Raw genomic sequence first — 23,542 nt, 5'->3', positions numbered from 1 at the left:
TCGTGGCCGGTTTGAAGCGGGAGATCGAAGATCTGCGGACGACGGCGCTGACACGTGCGGGCCGCTCGCCGACGGGGGACATCGCACCGACGGTCCGGACCACGCCGAAACCGGACACGCTGCTGTTGCAGGGGCAGACGTTGAACCGTGCCGACTACCCGGGACTGTGGCAGTGGATCGAGGACCAGGGGTTGGCTCCTTCGGTGTTCGGGAACGGCAACGGGTCGACGACGTTCGTGCTCCCCGACCTACGGGGCCGCACCCTGATCGGCGCGGGCACGTTGGGTCCGGACAATATGGCGGTGGGGGCGCTGGTCGGGACGTCCCGCGTGACACTGTCGATGGATCAGATGCCCGCACACGATCACGACCGGGCCGACAACCACCGGCATTACGTCAGCCCCGTCGACAACCACCAGCACTACTTCAACACCGACCAAGGCGGTGGACACGGCGGCCACATCGGCGGCTCGGTGACACGTGCTGACGGCAGCTTTGGTACTGCGGCGCACCCCACCGGCGTCGGCTCGCCCACGCACTTCCACACCGGCTACACCGCGTTCTCCGGTGGCCACGATCACGGCTACACGTCGAACTCCGGAACTCATATCCACACCACACAAGGCGCGGGCGCGGCCATCGACGCCCGGCCCCCTGCCGTCGCCGTCAACTGGCTGATCTGGACGTGAGAAAGGCGGAGCAGATGAGCGTCGACCCCGGCGGCATCACCGTCACCCCTGAGATGCGCCGAGCTGTTCTCGCCGCCGAGTGCGACCGGCTCGGCCACGAATACTCCGTCGCCACCGCCGTGCACTTCGACGAAACCGGCGGCGCCCGACTGGTGCTCGCCAACGCCGACCCCGACAAAGCTCCGCACCTGTCGTGCACCCGATGCGAACGGGTCTGGCTGGTAGCGGAGGAAGGCGCAGCTGACTACCCCACCGCCGAGCAGGCGATGATCGGACGGCTCCCGGCCGACGACACCCTCCGGCAACGCCTCGCCGAACGCCGGGAACGACGCAACCGTGAGCCGTCACGAGCACCCGACTGGCCGCCACCGGCCCGGGAGGAGAAGCAGCCGTGACAAACGCTGATCAGGTCGTCGTGTTCGTCTCCCCTCACCAGGACGACGAAACCCTCGCGATGGGCTCCGCGATCCGTAACCACATCGAGCAGGGCTACGACGTGCACGTCCTGCTCGCCACGAACGGGATCAACTCCGGTGCCCGGCCCATCGTCGGGCTCACCCGCACGAAGTTCACCGATGCCCGCGACAACGAACTCCGCCGCGCCACCGCCACGCTCGGCGTCCCGCCGGAGAATCTGCACATCTCCCGCCACTCCACCGAAGACGGGAACCTCACCATCCAGGCCGCCACCGACAGCATCGCCTGGTTCCTCGACCGCCATCCCGCCGCATGGGTGAAGGCGTACTCCCCGCACTCCGCCACCGGCCGGCACGCGGACCACGTCATGTCCGGGGTCGCCGCCGCGAACCTGCACGCCGCCGGGCAGATCACGAACCTGCGGCACTACGTCGAACCGTGGCTCGTCGACACCTTCCGCGCCGCGCACCCCGCCGTCCGGCTCGGCCCGGAACGCGCGACCAGCCTCGCGACCGTCCAGGCCGCCTACGACTCCTACGGCGACGGCTACGGCATCGGACACATCAGCGTCCCAACGTTCTTCGCCGCCGGCCGACCCGACCCCGTCAACTACTGGCACGTGCCATGACGGCGCGCCACAGGAAGGGCAGCGGCATGAGACTCCACCGTTCATGGCTCATCGCAGCCATCGCAACGATCGCCATGCTCGCCGGTGGCACCGCCATGGCCGGGACCGGCGAACAGATCGACAACCGGGACGAGGCCCTGGCCGCGATCACCGACGGGCTCGCGCTCATCGACGCCGGCCAGGCAAAGATCACCGCCGGGCAGGAGTGGCTCGTCGCGAACCCGCCACCCGCACCCGAACCTGAACCGGAGCCGACCCCCACGCCGACACCCGACCCCGAACCGGAGCCCGCACCGATCACCGCCACCGCCGCCGTGATCGAAGGCGAGGACGAAGCCCGCGTCGACTGGGCCACCGAGCGCACCGACATCACCGGCTGGCACATCGGCCGCGACGGCACCGACACCACCGGATACGGCGCCTGGTCCACCGACCTCCCCGCCGAAGCCCGCACGTTCACGTTCGACCTGCTACGCGCCGGGGACACCTACCGGTTCACGCTCACCCCGCACACAGCGGCAGGCCCGCTCGACCCGGTGGTCACCGAGGCAGCCATGCCGGGCGGCGTCGAGCCAGAACCCACGGACCCGCCCGTCACGGACGAACCGGACCCGACCGAACCCCCCGCCGGTGACGGCACCGAAGCCGCCGTCGTCCACGGCTGGGGCACACCGCTCGCCGCATCCGACGAGTTCAACTACAGCGGTGCGCCCGACCCCGGCAAGTGGGGCGTCTACAACGGGCCCGGCCACGACGGCAACGGCACCCGCGATCCCAACCGGGTCACCGTCGACGGCAACAAGCTCGTCATGACCGGCCTCGCGAACGGCGCGTCCGCCGGCATGGCCTCCCAGTTCGACCAGCAGTACGGCCGGTGGGAAGCCCGCGTCCGCTCGTTCAACACCGGCCCGTCCGGGAACCAGTACCACCCGCTGCTGATCATCTGGCCGGAGTCGAACCAGTGGCCGGCGCACGGCGAGTACGACTTCCTGGAGAACGGCGCCCCGGGCGAGCAGTGCGCTGAGGCGTTCCTCCACTACCCGGGGCATACCCCGATCCGGCAGGAACACGCGGTCGAAACGAACTGTGGTGCCCCGCTGTCCGAGTGGCACAACGTCGCACTCGAATGGGACGCAGGGTCGCTCACCGGCTACATCGACGGCAAGCAGTGGTTCGACTTCGGAGCCCACGACATCACCGCCATGCCGTCCGGGCACCTCGCAATACAATTGGATAACTTCTTTGGCGGGAATATGACCCCCGCTACTTACGAAATTGACTGGGTGCGCATTTATGCGCCCTGACTCAATATGTGGCGGTAGCGCCGGTCCGCCTCCTCGTGGAAGGTTTCACCGGCGCGCCGTATGAAGCCGTCCTTCCCGCGGTTATAGCGGGTCCGCTCCCGGCCGCGGGCGATCAGCCTGGCCTCGTAGGTGCGGGCGGACTGGGTCATCTTGCACGCGAGGCAGCCGCGACCGCCCTGCCTGGTCGACGATGGCACCAGGTTCGGGTCCACCAGCAGGTGATCCAGCGGGCAAGCGACCTTGCGAGCTTGCGTGTGGTTGCCGTTGCGCACGGCATCGTGCGAGTTCTCGCTATGGCTGCCCCAGTACAGGTTGGTCAGCGCGTTGTCGTCGGGCTTGTCGTTCCAGTGGAGCCCGTTCGGCTTCCCCTGCGGCGGAGGCCCGACGAACGCGAATAGGACGAGTCGGTGGATCGTGCGCCAGCTCTGGCCGCCGTCTCCATCGCAGAACTGCACGTACAGGTGCCCGCGCTCATGGGGCGATCCGGGCAGCATCTGACCGGGGCGCCACACGACGCCACTGGGTGTTTTCGGGTGCCGGATGTAGCGCCCGAGGCTGCGGACTCGCCCCTGGTCGCTGACCTCGTACAGGCCCTCGTACCCGACCACCGGTCGCCACTGCTCGGGCGTAGAGATATCTTCGGCCACGTCGCACCTCCCACAAGGTGTGGCCACGCCCCGGGGCCGGCCGCAATCCGGTCGCCGGGGCTCTGTCGTCTGAACCCTCATTCTCTCGCATGAGTGTCGGGTTCGGCCACACGTCTCGGCGCGCGTCGCCCTCCAGATCGGGAGGCGCCCTAGCTGATGGATGTCGACCGCTGGCTCCGCAACGGAGTGACCACGGTCTGCGTGTTCTGCCTGCTCGTCATCGCCCTCGTTCTCGTCCTGGTCCTCTGACCGAACGGAGCTGAGCCATGTCCGGGTACTTCTATCGGGGTCGCCACCGGGCGCCCGTCGACCACCACACGGGTCGGACACTGGCCATCGGCGCCGCCGCCGCGGCGCTCGTCGTCCCGCCTGCAGCCGCGTTCGCACCCGAGGCACACGCCGGCCCGCCCGGCGGGTGGGGCCCGATCATCGACTGCGAGTCCGGCGGGAACCCGACGATCCACAACTCGTCGTCGACCGCATCGGGCTTGTTCCAGTTCCTCGATTCCACGTGGGCTTCGGTCGGTGGCACCGGGGCCGCTGCGGACGCGTCCGTCGACGAGCAGTACATGCGCGCCGAGCGCCTGTACGCGCAGTCCGGCACAAGCCCGTGGAACGCGTCGAAGCACTGCTGGCAGGGCCGCACCGGCGAGGCGAACATCAAGCCCAGCCCCGCGCCCGCGCCGACCCCTGCCCGTGAGGGCGGGAAGCACCGCGCCCCGGAGGGCGTGACGAACGGGCGGGCCGCGGACGGCTCCGGCACCTACGTGTGCGGGCCGTCGACCTACTCGTTCGAGGCGTGCGACCCCGGCATGGACGGACAGACCGTCGCCTACCCCCTGTACGGCGGGAAGCACTCGTCCGGCGTCGTCAAGGCCGCGTCGGTGAGCTCGGGGAAGCACCGAGCCGGGCCGCCCGCCGACCTCGACCGCCGCGACAGCAACGGGCACGGCACGTTCGTCTGCGACGACGCCCGCCTCGGATACGACACCTGCGACCCGGAGAACCTGGGGCAGCGCGTGTCGTACCCGGCGTTCGACTGAGATGGGTGGGCGGCACCGGGCCCGCCGCTCGTGGCCGGTCCGTCCCGTCCTCGCCGCTGCCGCGGTCACTGCCGCGACTCTGACGGTGGTGGTGGCGTTGAGCGCGGGCCCGGTCCCGGTGGTGGGGCGCCCGTGGCCCGCGCCGGAGACCCCGCCGGCTCGTCCGGGGCCGGTGGTGCCGACTCCGGAGGCGGGGGCTGCGGCGGTGGCCGCGGCAGCGTTGTCGGCGACGGGTCGTGTGCGGGACGAGCGGCAGGCGGAGCAGTCGACCGAGCAGGAACGCGCCGAGCAGGAACAGCGAGAGCAGGCCGCGGAGCGGGAACGCGCGCAGGCTAAGCAGGGCGCAGCCGACGAGGCCGCGAAGGCGGAGCCGGACCCGCCGACCACGGTGAAGCCGCCGCCCGCGCCGGCCCCAACTCGAAACCCAGAGTTACAAGTTGAGCCGAAACGGTCCACACCGGTTGGGGAGTGCCCGGACGGGCTGGCCGGGACCGTCGCGCACGTGTCCCGCGCCGGGCACCACATCGCCGGGCAGCTCGGCGTACCGCTCGACCTGATCGGCGGGCGCGCACCGCGGGGGAACTCGACGAGCGACCACCCGACCGGGCACGCCCTCGACTTCATGGTCGACGTCGCCACCGGGAACCGGCTCGCCGACTACGTCCTCGCCCGCCGCGCAGAGCTCGGCGTCACCTATGTGATCTGGCGGCAGCGCTACAACGACGGATCCGGCTGGGACCTGATGGAGGACCGCGGGTCGCCAACGGCGAACCACATGGATCACGTGCACGTCTCGTTCGATGACTCTCCAGGCTCCGGCCTGTCTTGCTGAGGGAGAACCCCGTGAAGCTGTCCCGCTCGTTCGCCGCTGCCGCGGTGTTCGCCATGCTCGCCGTGAGCCCGGCCGCCGCGTTCGCGCAGGAGCCGCCCCCGCTGGCAGTGACCGCGTCCGAAGGGACCTGCGGCGCGACCACCCTCACCGCGACTGCCGCCGCGGGGACGTACACGATCGCCGTGTACTCCGGCCCGAACGCTGGCGGGCAGATCGAATCGCTCGGCATGTTCGACTCCACCGCGGACGGTGCGGCGAAGACGTTCACCTTGGACGAGGACGCGTACGACGGGGACGGGTTCGTCTCGTGGGCGACAGTCGCCGGGCCCGAGCAGGACTTCTACGTGCACGGCGCGATCGCGGTGAAGACCGACTGTGCCCCGCCCGCGGATGACACGACCCCGCCCGCGGATGACGGCGGCACCACTCCGCCCGCCGACGCGGACGGCGACACCCCCGCAGGCGAACCCCTGGTGGCCACTCCCGCGGACGAGAAGAACTGCGAGGACTTCATCACGCAGGACGACGCGCAGGCCGTGTACAACGCGGACCTGTCCGACCCGAACAAGCTCGATGACGACGGCGACGGGATCGCCTGCGAACTGCTTGTCCCCGCGGCCGGCGGTCCCGCACCCGCCGCCACCACCGACGGCGCTACCGACGGCACCACAGGAGGCGGTGACTTCGGCCAGGTCGGCTCGGGTGACGTCCCGGTCGGTGGTGTCGAGACCGGCGGCGGACCGGCCGCGTGAGGCACCTCGCCCTGCTGCTCGGGCTGCTCGCGCTCGTCGCCGGGTGCGCGGCCCCGGCCGTCCCGATCCCGACGTTCGATGACGCCCCACCGCCCGGGACGATCGCGGGCCCGACCCGGGTGGAGGTCCCGGCGATCGACGCCCGCGGTGAACTGGTCCCGCTCGGGTTGAACGATGACGGGACGCTGGCGGTCCCGCCGGTCGAGGAGCCGCAGGTGCCGTCGTGGTTTGACCGCGGCCCCCGCCCCGGCGAGCCCGGGCCCGCGGTCATCGCGGGGCACGTGAACGGCGGCGGCCAGCCGGGGATCTTCGCGCGGCTCCACGAGCTCGAGCGTGGGGAGCTCGTGCACGTCGACCGGGCGGACGGGTCGCGGGTCACGTTCGAGGTGACGCGGGTGGAGCGGGTCGCGAAGGACGCGTTCCCGACGGAGGCCGTGTACGGCGACACCCCCGGACCGGAGCTGCGGCTGATCACGTGCGGCGGTGTCTTCGACCGGGCCGCAGCCTCATACACCGACAACTGGGTCGTGTTCGCCACGATCGTCGAGTGAGCGGAGGGGCCGTGTGGCGGACATCCTCAGCCTCGCCCCGGTCCTCACCGGCGCGTCCGGCGCTGGCCTTCTGGTCCTGTTCGTCATGTACCTCGTCAAGGCGAACCGCGACGACCGGTTGCAGCATCGGGAGACGATCGCCGCTCTGCGGGAGGAACACCGCCGGGAGGTCGCCGGCCTCGAGGGGAAGATCGACCGTTTGGAGAAGCGGATCGATGACCTGCAGGGGCTTGTCGACACGGAGCGGCAGGCGCGGCGGGACGCGCAGGAGGAGGCGCACCGCGCCGAGGTACGGGCCAGCATCGCCGAGCAGCGGCTTGCCGCGCTCATGCAGGTGAGTGGGGGTGCCCATGATCCTGCGACGACGTGGTTCTCATCGCCGGCCCTTCCTGCCGTGGCTACGCGAGTTGATGAACCCGAGCCGGAGCAAGTCGACCCCGGCGACGGGTGAGGAGCGCCTCGACGAGCAGGACCGGCGGAAGAACATCCGGAACCTGCTCGTCGGCGGGCTCGCGGTGCTGCTCGTGTTGGTGGGTGCGTACGGCGCGGTCCGGGCTGGTGGGGAAGCGCAGACGGCGAGTGAGGAGCGGGACGCTGCGACCGGTCAGACGGTTTCGCTGGCGACGCAGATCTTGGCGGAGTGCAAGGCGGGGAAGTTGACCGGCCCGATCTGCCCGAACGCGGCCCGCGCGAAGGCGGACCCGGTGCCGGGGGTGCAGGGCCCGGAAGGCCCTGCAGGTCCGGCGGGTCCGGCGGGACCTGCAGGTCCGATCGGGCCGCCGGGGCAGTCGTTGACCGGGCCGCCCGGCCCGGAGGGGCAGGACGGCGCCGACGGGGCACCGGGGGCTCCGGGCGAACCAGGCACCCCGGGTACCCCGGGAGTGCCGGGCACGGATTCGACGATGCCCGGCCCGACTGGACCGGCGGGCCCGGCCGGGCCACAAGGCCCGACAGGACCAGTCGGCGCAGCCGGACCGCAGGGTTCGCCGGGACCGACCGGGGCACCCGGCCCGGCAGGACAGACGGTGCCGCCGAACACGCAGCGGTTCACCACCAGCGACGGCACGTTCGTCTGCACCCGCGACGACGGCAGCCCCGCCACCGCACCCACCTACTCCTGCACCCAGCAGACGACACCGGCCGAGCCGAGCGGGTGACCGTGCCGATCCGTCGATACCCCCGCCTCCTGATCTACGACGAGGTGTGCGGGGCGCTGTTGTTCGACCCACTCAACGAGAGGCAGGGCAGTGACGACACCACCCGCGACGTGGGAACCGGCCGCGACAGTCGCGCCGGCAGCCCCACTGCACCCGAGCCTGATCAACCCGCCGCCGCGGCTGGAGCAGCACCAGCGGATGCGGATCCGGGCGGCAGCATTCCGGGCGAAGACGATCTACCCGGGGCCGGTGGGTGAGCTCGTGTCACGCGAGCTGCTGGAGTGGGAGCAGTTCGGAAAGCAGCTCGGCGGACACGGCCTGATCGCTGCATTGGTCGATGCGGTGATGGCAGCCGACGCACCGACGACGCTGCACGTGGGCGCGCGGTGACCCGCTGCCGCTGCGGCCACTCCGCGGACTTGCACTCGCACTACCGGCCTGGCGCGGACTGCTCGAGGTGCTACTGCCGCGCCTACCTGCCTGTGACCGTGGCCCGGCATCCGCGCGGCCCGGTTGCGTACGTCGTCGCCTCACTGATCAACAGTCTGCGTGCCCGAAGGCAGGCACGCAGGGAACGGAGGATGCGGTGACCGCGCCCGAACTGCCCGACCCGCCCGACCCGGACACCCCCGCCGACGAGCAGGAATACGGCTGCTGCGGCGACATCGACGGGGAACAGTGATGGCTAGCTCGCAGAACGGCTACCCGGCCGGGGACCGCTCCCTGATCCACAACCCGCGGGTGCCCGGCACCAGCATCACGTTCCCGGGCGGGCTGCGCCGAGGCCCCACCGGTGACCTCCTCCTCTGGGTCGCAGCACAGCTCCACCACCGCGTGGAAGACGGCGGCACCGGATACGGCATGTGGGGCTACGCGTACCGGGCGATCCGCGGCGCCACCTCCCTGTCGAACCACGCGTCCGGGACGGCGATCGACTGGCACGCGCCCCGGCACCCGCTCGGGAAGTCGGGCACGTTCAACGCCGCCCAGGTCCGGGAGATCCGGAAGATCCTCGCCGAAGCCGGCGGCTGCATCCGGTGGGGCGGCGACTACACGGGCCGTAAGGACGAGATGCACTTCGAGGCCGTCGCCTCCGAAGCCGCGTGCGCCCGGGCCCTGGCAGCCGTGTCCGGCTCCACCACCCCCGAACAACCAGCCCGCCCCGCGACACCGGGAGATGACCTCGTGATCCTCGACAAGACGTTTCTCGCCGTCGGCCACAACGACTTCCGGCTCACGGTCCCGGTCGGGACCGCGTCCGCCGCATGGGGACTGTCGACCGCCGTGCTGTCGATCGTCGGCAACGGGCCTGTCACCGGCACCGTCTACGTGCAGGACGACAAGCGGGGCATCGTGAACTGGCCTATCAAGGTCACCAACGCTGGGGGGATCTGCGCCCGGTTCTGGGACTACCTCCCGAACGGCACCACCCAGTTGGGGATCGTCCTCGACGCCCCGAACGGGGGCACGGTGACGATCGAGGGCAAGGCCAAGTAGCGATGCCGACCTGGGACTACCCGGCGTTGCGCGGCCCCGACGGGCGCGTGGTCGTCGTCGAGTACCACGACGGGGACACGGTGCGGCTCGCGCTGGATGCCGGCTGTGAGACCGCGGTGTTCCCGTGGCTGCGGGTCGCCGGGGTGAACTGCCCGGAGCTGTCGGACCCGGGTGGTAGTGAGGCGGCCGAGTTCCTGCGTTCGGTCCTCGATCGGGCCGAGCGGGTTGACGTGCACATCACCGGGCGTTCGTTCGCCCGCTGGGTTGCGTCGGTGTCTGTGGATGGGGACGACCTCGCCGGGATGATCGTCGACGCCGGGCATGGCGTCGTGCACGAGGAGTAGCCCGGTGCAGGTGCAGCCTGGTGATCTGTTCCTGCTGACCACGCCGGGCATGCCGGGTCGGGTGATCCGGCTCGTCACCCGGTCCCGCGTGAACCATGCCGGGATCGTCGTCGACGAGGCGGGGACGACGGTTGAGGCGATGCCGCGCGGCGCGATGCACGGGCAGGTCGGTCCCCGCCACATCATCGTGCGGCCGCCCATGTCCGACGTGCAGCGGGCGATGGTGGTGACGGCGGCTCGCCGGTTCGTTGGCACCCCGTACGGGTTCGCTGACATCGCGGCGCTCGGGTTGGCGTGGTTCGGGTTGCGGCCCGCGTTCATCCGCCGCCGCATCGCGCGGAGCTCCCGCGTCATCTGTTCGCAGCTTGTTGTGCTGTGCCTGCTCGCCGCTGGGATCCGCCTGTACGTGGATGACCGGCTCCCGCAGGACGTCACCCCCGGCGACCTGCTGGAGCTCGCGGTCGCGGCGGGGTGGGTGCTCGGCGCCGACGAGGTGTATCCGCGGTCCGGCGGACACCCCGACGATCACAAGCCCTGACTGCGGGGTTGTAGGGCCTCGCCGTCTGCTCGGCTTGTAGTCCTCCGGCCCCGATCGTCCCCCAACTTTCTCGGGAGGTCGCTATGCCTGGCCGTGTGGAGCGGAAGGTCGCGTGGTCGTCGATCGCGACATACATAGCATCGGCGGCCGGACTCGCTGCGTTACAAGCGGTCGGCGACACACAACTCATCGAAGCCCTGCCGGACCCGGCAGAGCCATTCGCGCTCGCGCTGCTCCCGCTCGCCGCGACCTTCGTCGCCGGCTACAAGGCCCGCCACACACCGCGCCCCGACCTGTGGGACGACGAGCCGGGCGACCACGTGGCCGGGCCGGGGCGGCCCGCATTCGATCCTGACAGCGTCCAGGACTGACCGATGGCGGTCCGGTTCGACGCCGCGAACGACCGCTACACCGCATCCACGGGCCTGCCCACGGGGAACACGTGGACGGTCACCAGCTGGATCTACATCTCGGTCGATCGCAACACGTACTCGACGTGGCTCTCGATCGACGACGCCAACGCCAGCGGCACGGCACGGTTCGCGCTGCTCAACACCGTCAGCAACGGCACGACGTTGGCCCTCGACACGCAGGGCTCGTCGGTCGGAAACTACGCTGGCGCCGTCGGGACTTGGTACCGGTACGGCGCCTCTGTGTCGAGCGGCGCCGTCACTCTCTACATCGGTACCGCCGCCGGGAGCCTGACCACCTACACCGGCAGCCCGGGGAACTTCCCCACCGCACCGGTCCGGCTGTGGATCGGTAACGAGCCGATCTTCGGGGACTTCTTCAACGGTCGCGTCGCCGCGGTCAAGATCTGGAACGCCGCGCTGTCCGCGGTCGAAGTCGAAGCCGAGCTCGCTCAGTACGCTGCGGTCCGCACCGCGGATCTGATCCGTTCGCATCCGTTCATCGACTCCCCGGCCGACGAGTCCGGGAACGGGCACACGCTCACCGCCGGGACGAGCGCCGTCACGTGGGAGGCGGGCCCGGACATCCCGCTCGGCGGGGGGACTACCGGCGCCCTGTCGGGGACGCTCGCGGCACCGACCTCGACCGCCACCGGCCAGGTCACCACCACCGGTGCCGTCGCCGGGACCGCACCCGCCCCGGCCAGTACCGCGGCGGGCACAGTCCGCGCCACCGGGCAGATCACCACGACGGGCCCGGCCGCGACCGGTGCACTGACCGGGGCGACGCGCACGACCGGCGCACTCGCCGGAGCCCTGCCCGCCGCGACCGGCACCGCGACCGGCACCACCGCCACCACTGGGGCCGTCGCCGGGACCGGGGCCGCCCCTACCGCGGAGTTCGCCGGGACCGTCACCACGCCCGGGACTCTGGCCGGCGCGGGGCCTGCCCCGACCGGTGACGTCACCGGCACGGTCACCACGACCGGCACCGTCGACACCGACGCGCCAGCGCCGACGGGCGAGCTCGTCGGGCACGTCACCACGACCGGCACACTCGCCGCGAGCGGGCCCGCACCGACCGCAGCATTGACCGGACTCGTCGGCGACAACCGGCTCACCGGCACCCTGCCCGCACCCGTCGGCGAGTTCACCGGCACCACCTCCACAACCGCCGTGCTCGCCGGGACACTGCCCGCCCCGGTCGGCGAGTTCACCGCGAGCAACGACGTCACCGGGCAACTCACCGGGACGCTCCCACCCCCTACGGCCACCGCCACCGGCGCGGCCACGGTCACCGGGCAGCTCGCCGGGACACTGCCCACGCCGGAGTTCACCGCCGGGGTGCAGGTCGAGCGGGACATCTCGCTCGTCGCGAACCTCGCCCCCGCCGCCTGGCACACCGTGCTCGACGACACCGAGTGGCGGGTCCTGCTCGCCGCCACCGACTGGGCCGGGGCGCTGCAGGCACTCGCGTGGCTGGCCGGCGTCGACGAACCGGGCTGGGCGGTGTCCGACCTCGTCGCCGACCAGTGGGCCAGCACCCTGCACGCCGAGCAGTGGGCGGCCGTCGCCGCCGTCGCCGAGTGGGCCGTCAGCACACCGTGGATCACCACACCCGGAGAGGCAGGACCAGGCATGCGCCTCAACTCGAAAGAGTTCGTGAAGGTCACCGTGACCCCGTCGAAGGACCCGGCCACCGGGACACCCCTCGACATCTCCGCCGATCTGGTGGAGATGTGCGTGACCCTCGCGACCCATCCGGAGGAGCTGGATTGGCAGCCCGCCGCATGGGTCGGCACCGCCGATGTCACCACCGGCGCGATCGCGTGCCGGCTGCTGGTGCAGCCGTCCGCGCTCGGCCTGGCCGCGAACTCCCAGCCCGCCGTGTTCGTGCGTGTCCACGACAACCCCGAGATCCCGGTCCTGAAGGCCGGACAGCTCTCCATCAACTAGGAGGAACGAGATGGCTCTGAGCATCCCCACCACGGTCCGGAACGCGCTGTGCGACCTGCTCGCCGACCGATTCGACGCGGGCGGCGCCGCCGGAGAAATCGAGATCCGGGACGGGGTCCGCCCCGCCACCGCGAACGACGCCGCCACGGGGAACGTCCTCGCCACGGTCGCGCTCGCCGCCACCGCGTTCGGGGCCGCAGCGAACGGGACGGCGACCCTCGCCGACCCGGCCGCCGTCAGCGCGACCGGCGCCGGGACCGCGACCTGGTTCCGGGCCCTCGACTCCGCCGGGGTGACGGTGTGCGACGGCTCGGTCACCGCGACCGGCGGCGGCGGGGACCTGACCCTGGCGACGACCACGATCTCTGTGGGCCTGTCCGTGGACATCACCGGAGGGTCGATCACCATGCCGGCCGGCGGCTGATGACCGAGCTGTTCTGGTTCGGGTTGCTGCTCGGGCTCGTCGCCGGCTACTACGTGGGCCGGTTCCTGGCGGAGGTGCGGGCGGCGAAGCACGACATGCAGCGCCGCTGGCATAAGCGGGCCGAGTACCGCGACTGGGATTAGCCGCGGCTGTCGGTGCGGCGTGGGACCATGACGGGATGGCCGTGCGGTATCACGCAGTCACGTGCACCGAGGACGAGTGTTGCCCGTCGTGCACCATCAGCGACCCGGCCGTGCACGGCGGTGGCCTGCGGGAGCGGGTGATGCGGAAGCTGCATTCTGACCCGCAGATCATGGCCTGCCTGTACCCCAGGTGGGAGTGCTCGTGCGCGGCTGCCGACTACGTCGATCGGCTGTTCTCCTCCGGGCTGCTCCCTGGCCCGGCGTGATGGCTGATCTGGCATTCGGGTCTAACCCGGGCTGCGTCGCCCGGGTGTCGACGGGCGGCTCCCCACGCCAATGCGGCGCACCGGAGGCTGCCGCGGTGCCGTGGCGGTACAAGTACCCGACCCCGCACACCACCCGGCTCTACGTCTGCGCGCACCACGCCGGACAGACCCCCGAGGCGGAGCCGCTGACACAGAAGGACCGGGCGATCATCCGGGCCCGCCACACCGACCGGCGAGCGAAGCTCGCCGCCGCCGGACGGCTCGACCTGATCGGCGAAGCCTAAGCGCCGTGTTCGGTGACGGGCGGCGGGACGACGTTCACCCTCGACCCCTCCGCTGTCTCCGCATCCAGGTCGGTCACGACCTCACCGTCCACGCGGTACCAGCCGTCCCTCACCATCGGCTCGGCGCGTCCGAGGTCGATACCAGCGTTCCCGATTCGCTCCCGCAGAGTGGTCACGCCGGGATACGGTAGTCCCGCGGCCGGGACTGTCGAGCACAGCTCCGGCCCGGCCGCACCCAACGTGAGCCGGTGCTACTCGCCGCGCCCGGCCAGATCGGTCCGCGCCCCACGCCCCGGCCGCTCCAGCGCCTTCACCGCATCCTCGTCGTAGCCGCGGACCTCCGAGATGCCGTAGCGACGCAGCGTGGACCGCACCGACTGCGGCGCGATCCCCAAATGCTCGGCTACCTCATCGGTCGTCATGATGCTGTGCTGGTCGGTCACGTCGGGAACTCCACGAGGACGGTCGAGGTGCACATCTCGCCCGAGGTGGCGGTCGCCATCTGGGCGGCGGTGAGGACTGCTTCGTCGTCGGTGAGTGCAGCGACGACGATCCGATGGAACGCGGGGGCGCCGGGGCACCGCGGCTCGGCGGTGACGCCGGCTCGTAGGGCAGCGTGCGAGGCCGTGGTGACCTCGACGACGTACCGGTGCATGTCACTCCTCTGCCGGCTCGGACAAGCAGAGAGCCCCGGGTGATCGGCCCGAGGCTCTCTGTGGTGCACGGTGGCCAGCGCGCCCTCTGGGCGGTGTACCGCGAGTCGGCTGCCCGTACGGGTCTTCTGCCTTCTCGCCCTGTGGAGGTGATCGCCTCCGTCGGATCGTCCGTGCTGTCCGACACCCAGAACAATACTCCGGTCCGGAGTAAAGTCAAGGGCTAGTGGCTCGACCGGTACGCCGCGTCCAGCGCGGTCGCCGCGGCCGGGTTCAACGTCCCACGACCCATGTAGGTGTCCTGCGTCAGCGACGGACGCTCATGCCCGAGCTGATCCGCGATCTGCCGGGCAGAGAACCCCGCATCGTCCAGGATCGTCGCGGCAGTCTTCCGGAACACGTGCGACGTCACCCAGTCGAACCCCGTACGTCCCCGCGCCTTCCGCAGGGCCGACTGAGCGTTCGCCGGGTCCCACCACGTGTGCGCCGTCGACGGGAACACCGGATCCCGATCCGCGGCGTCCGAGGGACGGCGTACCGCCAGCATCGTCGCGACGTACTGCGGCAGAGCGATCGTCCGAGACGACGCCGCCGTCTTCCCGGGGTCGTCGCCCCAGAACTCCTCGTCCTGGCGGACCAGCCCGGTACCCGGGATCCGCACGACCGTCGGGCCGACCGTCGCTGTCGCCGGAACCGACACCAGGTCGAGGTCGCACCACCGGACGGCGAGGCACTCGCCGATCCGGACCCCGGTGCCCATCATGAACCGCACCAGATCCGGCAGCGTCCGCCGCTGCCCCGCACACATCAGGCACCCGTCGGCGACCGCCTGGTCCGCCTCGACGTGATGCCCGCAGCGGAGATCGTCGAGGCCGGCCAGGAACTCCTGCCTTTCGTCGGCGGTCATCGCGCGGACCTTGCTCCGCTTCCCGCCCTCGATCTTGCGCATCGCCCGGACCGGGTTCTGCGGGAACACCTCCGCGGCGACCGCCTCCCCGAGGACCCCCGCAACAACGGTCCGGATGGTGCGCCGCATGTTCGGTGAGTAACCGTGCGCGGCGAGCTCGGCGAAGTAGTTGTTGAGCCGGATCGCGCGGAACTCGGCGAGCCGGAGATCCCCGAAGGCCGGGAGGACGTGGCGCTGCAGCGCCCACCGGTATGTCTGCACGGTCCGCGGCTTCCGCTGCTCGACGCGCGCCAGCCACACGGCGGCGGCGTCGGAGAACCGGGAGCGGCCGGTGAGCTCCGTCGGGCCGGGTGGGAGCCGATCGCGGCAGGCTTCGGACAGCCGGCGCTTCGCCGCGCTCTCCGTCTTGCCCCACCGCTCGACCTGTCGCGTCTTCCCGTCGAGGTCCCTGAACTGGCAGTACGCCTGCCACTGGTGCCCGATCTGCTTGTCGGGGTGATGGCGTGTCGCGACGCGGCCCGCGGTCCCGAGGGGCAGTGGCGGTCGCGCCATGATCGCTCCCATTTTCCTGGATAAACTAGGGATCCGATCTTACCCCGTCATGCCTATCCGGCGGAAGTGTGTCCTGACCAGGCAATATGTGCCCCCGGCAGGACTCGAACCTGCGACCTCGGCATTAGAAGGGCCATGCTCTATCCGGCTGAGCTACGGAGGCTGATGCGCCGGGACGGGTGCCCGCCGCGGGATCCACGGTAGCGACCCGGGCAAACGGCCCGTCATCCGACACCGGCCGTGCTGGTACGGAGGCCGCCGGATGCCGACGAGAGCCATCCGACCGGTTGAAGCACACGCGTACAGGGCCTCGCCTGCAACGCTGACGGACCGTGACGTCCATACTGTCCCCATGGTGCTGGGACTGCGATCCGCGATCAGGTCGGATGTCGGTCGTCGCCGGACGTCGAATCAGGACGCCGGCGCGACGACCGGCCGCCTCCTGATCGTCGCCGACGGCATGGGCGGACACGCCCACGGCGAGATCGCGAGCGCGACGACGGTGTCGGCCTTCACCGAGCTGGAGGCCCGGCTGCCCCGGGATCTCACCGACATCGACCTCGACGCCGAACTGATCTCCGCGCTCGAGGATGCGACCGACCGGCTCGCCCGGCGGGCCGGCGAGGACCCGGAGACCCGCGGGATGGGGACGACGGTCGTCTCGCTCCTGCTGACCGGCGAGCAGCTCGCGCTGGCGCACATCGGCGACTCGCGGATCTACCGCCTCAGAGACGGCGAGCTGACCCGGCTCACCCACGACCACACGATGGTCCAGCAGCTGGTCGACCAGGGCCAGATCACGGCGGAGGAGGCTGCGCACCACCCGCGCCGCTCGGTCCTCATGCGCGCGCTGAGCACCGACCACTCGCCCGACCCGGACCTCGACCGGATCGAGATCGCCGAGGGCGACCGGTACCTGCTGTGCTCGGACGGCGTCACCGCCGTTCTGGACGACGACACCCTGCTCCGCGAGCTCAGCAGCGACGCGGATCCGGATGCCGTCGCCGACCGGATGGTCGAGCTCTCGAACGAGGGCGGCGGGCCGGACAACATCACGGCGATCGTCGCGGACGTCGTGGACCCGCCGGACGAGATGTCGCTGCCGCTGCGGTTGGCCGGCGCCGCGGGCGAGAACGCCACCTCCGACTGACGGGTCGTCACGCGGCCCGGGGCCGTCACCCGCCCGGGTTCGCAACCCGGCCCGGGAACCCGATCAGCAGCGCCAGGATTCCGGCGGCGACACCGACCAGCGGGATGGCCCGGCACCGCGTCAGCGGCGCGCCACGATCCGGCGCAGCCGCACCGTCCGCGCCGCCGACCGGTGCACGGCGAGGTCCGAGCGGACCGCCGGTGACAGATCGGGCGGGTACACCCCCGCCGAGCACAGCTCCGCCACATCCCCGGCAGGGTCGCCCGGGCCCTCGTCGAGGGTGAAGGTGAGCCGGTCGTCCGCCAGGACCGCGAAGTCCGCGGACGACGCCAGCCACTCCGGGTGCTCCACCGCCGACCGGTGCCGCCAAGCGGACCGGACCGAGCGTCGCAGCTCGCCACTGCGCCAGCCGAACGACGCGGGGGCGGGGAGGAGGAGCGAGAGCAGCCCGTGCGGGGCGAGCACCCGGCGAAGTTCCGCGAACAGCCCCTCCATGTCGTTCAGGAGGGGGAGGACCAGCGGGACGGCGATGCGGTCGACCGCCTTCGTGCGTAGCGGAAGGGCGAGGGGCGACGCCCGTAGGTGACCGGGTGGGCCGTCTCCTGCCTCGAGGGCGATGCCGTCGTGCACGAGCGTCGCCCGCACGCGGCTGCTCGCGCCGGGGGCCCGGCACCATCCCGCCGCGGTGAGGCTGCCGTCGGCGCGGAGCCGGTGCAGCACGGGATCAAGGACGTCACCGTCGATGGGCACGCCCCGCAGTCTCGCCCAGGACCCCCGGAGCGGGCGGATCGGCACGGTGCACGACGAGCGGCCGTTCCCGGCCGATGATCGTCTTGTCGCAGGGACGTCCGCCGGTGCGACGAGCGATGAGCCGGAGATCGGCCGCTCGTCGTACACCGGGGCCGCGACGGGCGGTCGAAAAAAATCTTGAAAATAGTCGACGCCCAGGTGGACGCGAGACGAATGACGTCCCGGATGGCCCGTGCGGGCCTCGACGAGGGCTTCCCCTTGCGCGATCCGCGCTGGTCAACCAGTATCCGAGGTGAGCCCGTCGGTGCGACCGTTCGTCGCGCGAGAGGGTCGGGCTCGTCCGCGGTCGCTCGCGGTCTGGCAGGCCATCGGTGCAGGTCAGAGGGCATTTGCGACCCCGGTTTGACGCGCCTGAACACCGTGCCGTAACTTATTCCTTGTCAGCGAGTGAGTCGGACAGAACGGGCCCTGGAGGTCCGGTCAGCAGGCCCCGCGGACAATGTGACCCCCCTGGTGGTGTGCCGAGTGCATCGGTGTGCTTTCCTTGGTGGGTCAAGGTGATCCGCCTTCGGATCCGGCTTTACGGTCGGTGGTGTGGTGCGGGTGTCTTTTGAGAACTCAACAGTGTGTCGAGCTATTATATGGTTTGGCGTTTTTGTGCCAGATTGTTTTGGTTCGCAGGTCTGACCCCGTCGGGTCTGTGGATCGTTTGTTTTGTCAGGGTTTTGTTGGAGAGTTTGATCCTGGCTCAGGACGAACGCTGGCGGCGTGCTTAACACATGCAAGTCGAGCGGTAAGGCCCCTTCGGGGGTACACGAGCGGCGAACGGGTGAGTAACACGTGGGTGACCTGCCCTCAGCTCTGGGATAAGCCCGGGAAACTGGGTCTAATACCGGATAGGACCTCTCAACGCATGTTGGGTGGTGGAAAGTTTTTTCGGCTGGGGATGGGCCCGCGGCCTATCAGCTTGTTGGTGGGGTGATGGCCTACCAAGGCGGTGACGGGTAGCCGGCCTGAGAGGGCGACCGGCCACACTGGGACTGAGACACGGCCCAGACTCCTACGGGAGGCAGCAGTGGGGAATATTGCGCAATGGGCGAAAGCCTGACGCAGCGACGCCGCGTGGGGGATGACGGCCTTCGGGTTGTAAACCTCTTTCGCCAGGGACGAAGCTTTCGGGTGACGGTACCTGGATAAGAAGCACCGGCCAACTACGTGCCAGCAGCCGCGGTAACACGTAGGGTGCGAGCGTTGTCCGGAATTATTGGGCGTAAAGAGCTCGTAGGCGGTGTGTCACGTCGGCCGTGAAAACTTGGGGCTTAACTCTGAGCGTGCGGTCGATACGGGCATCACTTGAGTTCGGCAGGGGAGACTGGAATTCCTGGTGTAGCGGTGAAATGCGCAGATATCAGGAGGAACACCGGTGGCGAAGGCGGGTCTCTGGGCCGATACTGACGCTGAGGAGCGAAAGCGTGGGGAGCGAACAGGATTAGATACCCTGGTAGTCCACGCCGTAAACGTTGGGCGCTAGGTGTGGGGACCATTCCACGGTTTCTGTGCCGCAGCTAACGCATTAAGCGCCCCGCCTGGGGAGTACGGCCGCAAGGCTAAAACTCAAAGGAATTGACGGGGGCCCGCACAAGCGGCGGAGCATGTGGATTAATTCGATGCAACGCGAAGAACCTTACCTGGGTTTGACATGCACTAGACATCCCTAGAGATAGGGCTTCCCTTGTGGTTGGTGTGCAGGTGGTGCATGGCTGTCGTCAGCTCGTGTCGTGAGATGTTGGGTTAAGTCCCGCAACGAGCGCAACCCTTGTTCCATGTTGCCAGCACGTAATGGTGGGGACTCATGGGAGACTGCCGGGGTCAACTCGGAGGAAGGTGGGGATGACGTCAAGTCATCATGCCCCTTATGTCCAGGGCTTCACACATGCTACAATGGCTCATACAGAGGGCGGCGAGACCGTGAGGTGGAGCGAATCCCTTAAAGTGAGTCTCAGTTCGGATCGGGGTCTGCAACTCGACCCCGTGAAGTTGGAGTCGCTAGTAATCGCAGATCAGCAACGCTGCGGTGAATACGTTCCCGGGCCTTGTACACACCGCCCGTCACGTCACGAAAGTTGGTAACACCCGAAGCCGGCGGCCCAACCCTTTGGGGAGGGAGTCGTCGAAGGTGGGACTGGCGATTGGGACGAAGTCGTAACAAGGTAGCCGTACCGGAAGGTGCGGCTGGATCACCTCCTTTCTAAGGAGTCCCACTTGTAGTGGGGCGCCAACTTTGTTCTTGTTGAATGAGTTGGTTCCTTATCTGAGACCGCATCTGACAGGACCGTTCGTGTCCTGGGGTGTGGCTGGGTGGAACACAACGAACGCCAAGCTGTGGTTCGGCACACTGTTGGGTCCTGAGAAGACACCCTTTATGGGGGTTTTCTTTGGCCGCTCTGGTCCTGCTCTTCCTAACGCTCCCTGCTGGGTGTGGTGGTTGTGGTGGGGGTGGGTGTGGTTGTGGGTTGAGTGTTGCATAGTGGATGCGAGCATCTTGTTGTGGTCAAGTTGTTAAGGGCACATGGTGGATACCTAGGCATCAGGAGCCGATGAAGGACGTGGGAGGCCGCGATAGGCCTCGGGGAGCTGTCAACCGAGCTGTGATCCGAGGGTGTCCGAATGGGGAAACCCAGCGCCCGTCATGGGGCGTTACCCGTACCTGAATTCATAGGGTGCGTGGAGGGAACGTGGGGAAGTGAAACATCTCAGTACCCACAGGAAGAGAAAACAACAGTGATTCCGTGAGTAGTGGCGAGCGAAAGCGGATGAGGCTAAACCGTGTCCGTGTCAAGCCGGCAGGTGTTGCGGATGTGGGGTTGTGGGATGCATTGTTCACCTTCTGCCGAGGGTGGGACGGCGTTGTGTTGTGTTAGCGGAAGACTTCTGGGAAGGGTCGCCGTAGTGGGTGATAGCCCCGTACGCGAAAGCATGGCACGTGTTGTGGATGTTGTTCCCGAGTAGCAGCGAGCCCGTGAAATTCGCTGTGAATCTGGCGGGACCACCCGTCAAGCCTAAATACTACCTGATGACCGATAGCGGACTAGTACCGTGAGGGAAAGGTGAAAAGTACCCCGGGAGGGGAGTGAAATAGTACTTGAAACCGTGTGCTTACAAGCCGTCAGAGCCTGAAGCGGATTCGTCTGTAGGGTGATGGCGTGCCTTTTGAAGAATGAGCCTGCGAGTTATGCTTCGTGGCGAGGTTAACCTGTGTGGGGTAGCCGTAGCGAAAGCGAGTCCGAATAGGGCGATTGAGTCGCGGGGTGTAGACCCGAAGCGAAGTGATCTACCCATGGCCAGGGTGAAGCGTCGGTAAGACGTCGTGGAGGCCCGAACCCACCAGGGTTGAAAACCTGGGGGATGAGTTGTGGGTAGGGGTGAAAGGCCAATCAAACTTCGTGATAGCTGGTTCTCCCCGAAATGCATTTAGGTGCAGCGTCGTGTGTTTCTCGCCGGAGGTAGAGCACTGGATGGCCTAGGGGGCCGACAAGCTTACCGAAGTCAGCCAAACTCCGAATGCCGGTGAGTGAGAGCGCGGCAGTGAGACTGCGGGGGATAAGCTTCGTGGTCGAGAGGGAAACAGCCCAGATCACCGGCTAAGGCCCCTAAGCGTGCGCTAAGTGGGAAAGGATGTGGGATCGCCCAGACAACCAGGAGGTTGGCTTAGAAGCAGCCACCCTTGAAAGAGTGCGTAATAGCTCACTGGTCAAGTGGTCCTGCGCCGACAATGTAGCGGGGCTCAAGCGCACCGCCGAAGCCGTGGCAATGACACTTTGGTGTTGTTGGGTAGGGGAGCGTCCTGCATGTGGTGAAGCCCGGGAGTGATTTACGGGTGGAATGTGTGGGAGTGAGAATGCAGGCATGAGTAGCGAATGCAGAGTGAGAATCTCTGCCGCCGGATGACCAAGGGTTCCTGGGCCAGGTTGTTCCGCCCAGGGTGAGCCGGGACCTAAGGCGAGGCCGTCAGGCGTAGTCGATGGACAACGGGTTGATATTCCCGTGCTCGTGATAGTGCGTCCATGCTGGGGCCGGTGATGCTAACCATCCGAACCCACCCTGAGCCCTTCGGGGCTCTTGTTTGTGGGGGAGCGTGGGATCCGATCCGGTAGTAGGCAAGTGATGGGGTGACGCAGGAGGGTAGCTCCGCCACGCGGTGGTTGTCGTGGTGTAAGCCTGTAGCCTGACTTCCCAGGTAAATCCGGGGGGTCGTGAAGGGTGAGAGGTGACGCGTAGCCGATTGAGGCGAAGAGAGTGATCCCATGCTGTCGAGAAAAGCCTCTAGCGAGTGCTGTTGCGGCCCGTACCCCAAACCGACACAGGTGGTCAGGTAGAGAATACCGAGGCGATCGAGCGAACTGTGGTTAAGGAATTCGGCAAAATGCCCCCGTAACTTCGGGAGAAGGGGGGCCACTCGCCTTGAAGCCGCTTGCCGGCTAGGGGTGGGTGGTCGCAGAGACCAGGCCCAAGCGACTGTTTACTAAAAACACAGGTCCGTGCGAAGTCGCAAGACGATGTATACGGACTGACGCCTGCCCGGTGCTGGAACGTTAAGAGGACCCGTTAATCCTTCGGGGTGAAGCGGAGAATTTAAGCGCCAGTAAACGGCGGTGGTAACTATAACCATCCTAAGGTAGCGAAATTCCTTGTCGGGTAAGTTCCGACCTGCACGAATGGCGTAACGACTTGGGCGCTGTCTCGACCACAGACTCGGCGAAATTGCACTACGAGTAAAGATGCTCGTTACGCGCGGCAGGACGGAAAGACCCCGGGACCTTTACTATAGCTTGGTATTGGTGCTCGGTTCGGCTTGTGTAGGATAGGTGGGAGACTGTGAAGCGGCCACGCTAGTGGTGGTGGAGTCGTTGTTGAAATACCACTCTGGTCGAATTGGGTGTCTCAACCTCGGGCCATGATCTGGTTCAGGGACAGTGCCTGGTGGGTAGTTTAACTGGGGCGGTTGCCTCCTAAAGAGTAACGGAGGCGCCCAAAGGTTCCCTCAGCCTGGTTGGCAATCAGGTGTTGAGTGTAAGTGCACAAGGGAGCTTGACTGTGAGACTGACAGGTCGAGCAGGGACGAAAGTCGGGACTAGTGATCCGGCACCGCCTTGTGGAAGGGGTGTCGCTCAACGGATAAAAGGTACCCCGGGGATAACAGGCTGATCTTGCCCAAGAGTCCATATCGACGGCATGGTTTGGCACCTCGATGTCGGCTCGTCGCATCCTGGGGCTGGAGTAGGTCCCAAGGGTTGGGCTGTTCGCCCATTAAAGCGGTACGCGAGCTGGGTTTAGAACGTCGTGAGACAGTTCGGTCCCTATCCGCCGCGCGCGTTGGAGACTTGAGGAAGGCTGTCCCTAGTACGAGAGGACCGGGACGGACGAACCTCTGGTGTGCCAGTTGTCCCGCCAGGGGCACGGCTGGTTGGCTATGTTCGGGAGGGATAACCGCTGAAGGCATCTAAGCGGGAAGCCTGTTCCAAGATGAGGTCTCCCACCACCTTGAGTGGGTAAGGCTCCCAGTAGATGACTGGGTTGATAGGCCGGAGATGGAAGCCTTGTGAGGGGTGGAGTTGACCGGTACTAATAGGCCGAGGGCTTGCTCACAA

General features: G+C 68.3%; 27 protein-coding genes, 1 tRNA gene and 2 rRNA genes. 23 read left to right on the top strand and 7 right to left on the bottom strand.

Annotation, left to right across the window (positions count from 1 at the left end; genetic code table 11):
- The first annotated feature begins 2 nt into the window (after window positions 1-2).
- The 4 genes from JOF36_RS29260 to JOF36_RS29245 are packed head-to-tail and all read left to right on the top strand — an operon-like array spanning window position 3 to window position 3,038.
- Entirely contained in the window at window positions 3-689 is a 687-nt protein-coding gene (locus tag JOF36_RS29260) for a phage tail protein (protein WP_210033279.1), read from the top strand.
- 14 nt (window positions 690-703) lie between these two features.
- Window positions 704-1,084 (top strand): hypothetical protein, encoded by a 381-nt coding sequence (locus tag JOF36_RS29255; RefSeq protein ID WP_210033277.1) that lies wholly within the window; start codon window positions 704-706, stop codon window positions 1,082-1,084.
- Complete coding sequence (locus tag JOF36_RS29250) at window positions 1,081-1,734, top strand: PIG-L deacetylase family protein (RefSeq protein WP_210033275.1); 654 nt, start codon at window positions 1,081-1,083, stop codon at window positions 1,732-1,734. Before JOF36_RS29255 ends, JOF36_RS29250 begins: the two co-directional genes overlap by 4 nt.
- 26 nt (window positions 1,735-1,760) lie before the next feature.
- Window positions 1,761-3,038: a glycoside hydrolase family 16 protein gene (locus JOF36_RS29245; protein WP_210033273.1), complete on the top strand. Its 1,278-nt coding sequence runs from the start codon at window positions 1,761-1,763 to the stop codon at window positions 3,036-3,038.
- On the opposite strand, the gene JOF36_RS29240 is transcribed toward JOF36_RS29245, so the two are convergent.
- Window positions 3,026-3,685, bottom strand: coding sequence for an NUMOD4 domain-containing protein (locus JOF36_RS29240; RefSeq protein ID WP_210033271.1), 660 nt, complete (start codon window positions 3,683-3,685; stop codon window positions 3,026-3,028). The genes JOF36_RS29245 and JOF36_RS29240 overlap by 13 nt on opposite strands.
- 266 nt (window positions 3,686-3,951) lie before the next feature.
- Between JOF36_RS29240 and JOF36_RS29235 the strand changes: the two genes are divergently transcribed.
- The 16 genes from JOF36_RS29235 to JOF36_RS29160 all read left to right on the top strand — a co-directional run bounded on the left by JOF36_RS29235 (window position 3,952) and on the right by JOF36_RS29160 (window position 13,882).
- The gene (locus tag JOF36_RS29235) at window positions 3,952-4,728 is read left to right on the top strand and encodes a transglycosylase family protein (RefSeq protein ID WP_210033262.1); all 777 of its coding nucleotides are present in this window, start codon (window positions 3,952-3,954) and stop codon (window positions 4,726-4,728) included.
- Window positions 4,729-4,816: 88 nt separating this feature from the next.
- Window positions 4,817-5,560: a VldE C-terminal domain-containing protein gene (locus tag JOF36_RS29230; RefSeq protein WP_210033260.1), complete on the top strand. Its 744-nt coding sequence runs from the start codon at window positions 4,817-4,819 to the stop codon at window positions 5,558-5,560.
- A gap of 11 nt (window positions 5,561-5,571) precedes the next feature.
- A complete protein-coding gene (locus tag JOF36_RS29225; protein ID WP_307862652.1) occupies window positions 5,572-6,312 on the top strand; it encodes an excalibur calcium-binding domain-containing protein in 741 nt (246 codons plus the stop codon).
- Window positions 6,309-6,863 carry a class F sortase gene (locus tag JOF36_RS29220; protein WP_210033259.1) on the top strand — a complete coding sequence of 185 codons (555 nt, stop codon included), beginning with the start codon at window positions 6,309-6,311 and terminating at the stop codon, window positions 6,861-6,863. Before JOF36_RS29225 ends, JOF36_RS29220 begins: the two co-directional genes overlap by 4 nt.
- A gap of 13 nt (window positions 6,864-6,876) precedes the next feature.
- Window positions 6,877-7,314 (top strand): hypothetical protein, encoded by a 438-nt coding sequence (locus JOF36_RS29215; protein ID WP_210033258.1) that lies wholly within the window; start codon window positions 6,877-6,879, stop codon window positions 7,312-7,314.
- A 574-nt stretch (window positions 7,315-7,888) separates the two neighbouring features.
- Window positions 7,889-8,020: a hypothetical protein gene (locus JOF36_RS40395; protein ID WP_281071889.1), complete on the top strand. Its 132-nt coding sequence runs from the start codon at window positions 7,889-7,891 to the stop codon at window positions 8,018-8,020.
- A 90-nt stretch (window positions 8,021-8,110) separates the two neighbouring features.
- On the top strand, window positions 8,111-8,410 hold the full coding sequence (locus JOF36_RS29205) for a hypothetical protein (RefSeq protein WP_245351023.1): 300 nt from the start codon (window positions 8,111-8,113) through the stop codon (window positions 8,408-8,410).
- Between the two features lie 291 nt (window positions 8,411-8,701).
- Entirely contained in the window at window positions 8,702-9,517 is an 816-nt protein-coding gene (locus tag JOF36_RS29200; RefSeq protein ID WP_210033256.1) for a M15 family metallopeptidase, read from the top strand.
- A gap of 2 nt (window positions 9,518-9,519) precedes the next feature.
- Window positions 9,520-9,861: a thermonuclease family protein gene (locus tag JOF36_RS29195; protein WP_210033255.1), complete on the top strand. Its 342-nt coding sequence runs from the start codon at window positions 9,520-9,522 to the stop codon at window positions 9,859-9,861.
- A 4-nt stretch (window positions 9,862-9,865) separates the two neighbouring features.
- Window positions 9,866-10,399, top strand: coding sequence for a C40 family peptidase (locus tag JOF36_RS29190; protein WP_210033254.1), 534 nt, complete (start codon window positions 9,866-9,868; stop codon window positions 10,397-10,399).
- A gap of 83 nt (window positions 10,400-10,482) precedes the next feature.
- Window positions 10,483-10,770 carry a hypothetical protein gene (locus tag JOF36_RS29185; protein ID WP_210033252.1) on the top strand — a complete coding sequence of 96 codons (288 nt, stop codon included), beginning with the start codon at window positions 10,483-10,485 and terminating at the stop codon, window positions 10,768-10,770.
- A 3-nt stretch (window positions 10,771-10,773) separates the two neighbouring features.
- A complete protein-coding gene (locus tag JOF36_RS29180) occupies window positions 10,774-12,765 on the top strand; it encodes a LamG domain-containing protein (RefSeq protein ID WP_210033251.1) in 1,992 nt (663 codons plus the stop codon).
- Between the two features lie 10 nt (window positions 12,766-12,775).
- Complete coding sequence (locus tag JOF36_RS29175; RefSeq protein WP_210033250.1) at window positions 12,776-13,189, top strand: hypothetical protein; 414 nt, start codon at window positions 12,776-12,778, stop codon at window positions 13,187-13,189.
- Complete coding sequence (locus JOF36_RS29170; protein WP_210033249.1) at window positions 13,189-13,332, top strand: hypothetical protein; 144 nt, start codon at window positions 13,189-13,191, stop codon at window positions 13,330-13,332. The genes JOF36_RS29175 and JOF36_RS29170 overlap by 1 nt, the downstream gene beginning before the upstream one ends.
- Before the next feature lie 35 nt (window positions 13,333-13,367).
- Window positions 13,368-13,598 (top strand): hypothetical protein, encoded by a 231-nt coding sequence (locus tag JOF36_RS29165; RefSeq protein ID WP_210033248.1) that lies wholly within the window; start codon window positions 13,368-13,370, stop codon window positions 13,596-13,598.
- 95 nt (window positions 13,599-13,693) lie between these two features.
- Complete coding sequence (locus JOF36_RS29160; protein WP_210033246.1) at window positions 13,694-13,882, top strand: hypothetical protein; 189 nt, start codon at window positions 13,694-13,696, stop codon at window positions 13,880-13,882.
- On the opposite strand, the gene JOF36_RS29155 is transcribed toward JOF36_RS29160, so the two are convergent.
- From JOF36_RS29155 to JOF36_RS29135, 5 genes are all read right to left on the bottom strand, one after another.
- Window positions 13,879-14,058, bottom strand: coding sequence for a hypothetical protein (locus tag JOF36_RS29155; RefSeq protein WP_210033244.1), 180 nt, complete (start codon window positions 14,056-14,058; stop codon window positions 13,879-13,881). The genes JOF36_RS29160 and JOF36_RS29155 overlap by 4 nt on opposite strands.
- A gap of 75 nt (window positions 14,059-14,133) precedes the next feature.
- Window positions 14,134-14,325 (bottom strand): hypothetical protein, encoded by a 192-nt coding sequence (locus JOF36_RS29150; RefSeq protein WP_210033243.1) that lies wholly within the window; start codon window positions 14,323-14,325, stop codon window positions 14,134-14,136.
- The gene (locus JOF36_RS29145; protein WP_210033242.1) at window positions 14,322-14,537 is read right to left on the bottom strand and encodes a hypothetical protein; all 216 of its coding nucleotides are present in this window, start codon (window positions 14,535-14,537) and stop codon (window positions 14,322-14,324) included. The genes JOF36_RS29150 and JOF36_RS29145 overlap by 4 nt, the downstream gene beginning before the upstream one ends.
- A 221-nt stretch (window positions 14,538-14,758) precedes the next feature.
- Entirely contained in the window at window positions 14,759-15,994 is a 1,236-nt protein-coding gene (locus tag JOF36_RS29140) for a tyrosine-type recombinase/integrase (protein WP_210033241.1), read from the bottom strand.
- Window positions 15,995-16,083: 89 nt separating this feature from the next.
- Window positions 16,084-16,157, bottom strand: a tRNA-Arg gene (locus tag JOF36_RS29135).
- A 189-nt stretch (window positions 16,158-16,346) separates the two neighbouring features.
- Between JOF36_RS29135 and JOF36_RS29130 the strand changes: the two genes are divergently transcribed.
- Complete coding sequence (locus tag JOF36_RS29130) at window positions 16,347-17,144, top strand: PP2C family protein-serine/threonine phosphatase (protein ID WP_210033240.1); 798 nt, start codon at window positions 16,347-16,349, stop codon at window positions 17,142-17,144.
- 120 nt (window positions 17,145-17,264) lie between these two features.
- Here the strand turns inward: JOF36_RS29130 and JOF36_RS29125 are convergent, their stop codons facing one another.
- Complete coding sequence (locus JOF36_RS29125; protein WP_210033238.1) at window positions 17,265-17,894, bottom strand: methyltransferase domain-containing protein; 630 nt, start codon at window positions 17,892-17,894, stop codon at window positions 17,265-17,267.
- Between the two features lie 725 nt (window positions 17,895-18,619).
- Between JOF36_RS29125 and JOF36_RS29120 the strand changes: the two genes are divergently transcribed.
- Window positions 18,620-20,142 (top strand): 16S ribosomal RNA (locus JOF36_RS29120).
- A gap of 301 nt (window positions 20,143-20,443) precedes the next feature.
- Window positions 20,444-23,540 (top strand): 23S ribosomal RNA (locus JOF36_RS29115).
- The 16S and 23S rRNA genes sit together here, the layout of an rRNA operon.
- Window positions 23,541-23,542: the final 2 nt, after the last annotated feature.

Source organism: Pseudonocardia parietis, assembly GCF_017876315.1.
Lineage (GTDB): Bacteria > Actinomycetota > Actinomycetes > Mycobacteriales > Pseudonocardiaceae > Pseudonocardia > Pseudonocardia parietis.
The sequence above is the reverse complement of the archived record's forward strand: the minus strand, read 5'-3'. Positions and strand labels throughout refer to the sequence as shown.

Bases quoted from the DNA above. Each gene is read 5' to 3' on its own strand.
- JOF36_RS29185 (WP_210033252.1), top strand. From the start codon at position 10,483: ATGCCTGGCCGTGTGGAGCGGAAGGTCGCGTGGTCGTCGATCGCGACA.
- JOF36_RS29200 (WP_210033256.1), top strand. From the start codon at position 8,702: ATGGCTAGCTCGCAGAACGGCTACCCGGCCGGGGACCGCTCCCTGATC.
- JOF36_RS29165 (WP_210033248.1), top strand. From the start codon at position 13,368: ATGGCCGTGCGGTATCACGCAGTCACGTGCACCGAGGACGAGTGTTGC.
- JOF36_RS29195 (WP_210033255.1), top strand. From the start codon at position 9,520: ATGCCGACCTGGGACTACCCGGCGTTGCGCGGCCCCGACGGGCGCGTG.
- JOF36_RS29235 (WP_210033262.1), top strand. From the start codon at position 3,952: ATGTCCGGGTACTTCTATCGGGGTCGCCACCGGGCGCCCGTCGACCAC.
- JOF36_RS29170 (WP_210033249.1), top strand. From the start codon at position 13,189: ATGACCGAGCTGTTCTGGTTCGGGTTGCTGCTCGGGCTCGTCGCCGGC.
- JOF36_RS29175 (WP_210033250.1), top strand. From the start codon at position 12,776: ATGGCTCTGAGCATCCCCACCACGGTCCGGAACGCGCTGTGCGACCTG.
- JOF36_RS29255 (WP_210033277.1), top strand. From the start codon at position 704: ATGAGCGTCGACCCCGGCGGCATCACCGTCACCCCTGAGATGCGCCGA.
- JOF36_RS29145 (WP_210033242.1), bottom strand. From the start codon at position 14,537: ATGCACCGGTACGTCGTCGAGGTCACCACGGCCTCGCACGCTGCCCTA.
- JOF36_RS29180 (WP_210033251.1), top strand. From the start codon at position 10,774: ATGGCGGTCCGGTTCGACGCCGCGAACGACCGCTACACCGCATCCACG.
- JOF36_RS29140 (WP_210033241.1), bottom strand. From the start codon at position 15,994: ATGGCGCGACCGCCACTGCCCCTCGGGACCGCGGGCCGCGTCGCGACA.
- JOF36_RS29245 (WP_210033273.1), top strand. From the start codon at position 1,761: ATGAGACTCCACCGTTCATGGCTCATCGCAGCCATCGCAACGATCGCC.
- JOF36_RS29130 (WP_210033240.1), top strand. From the start codon at position 16,347: ATGGTGCTGGGACTGCGATCCGCGATCAGGTCGGATGTCGGTCGTCGC.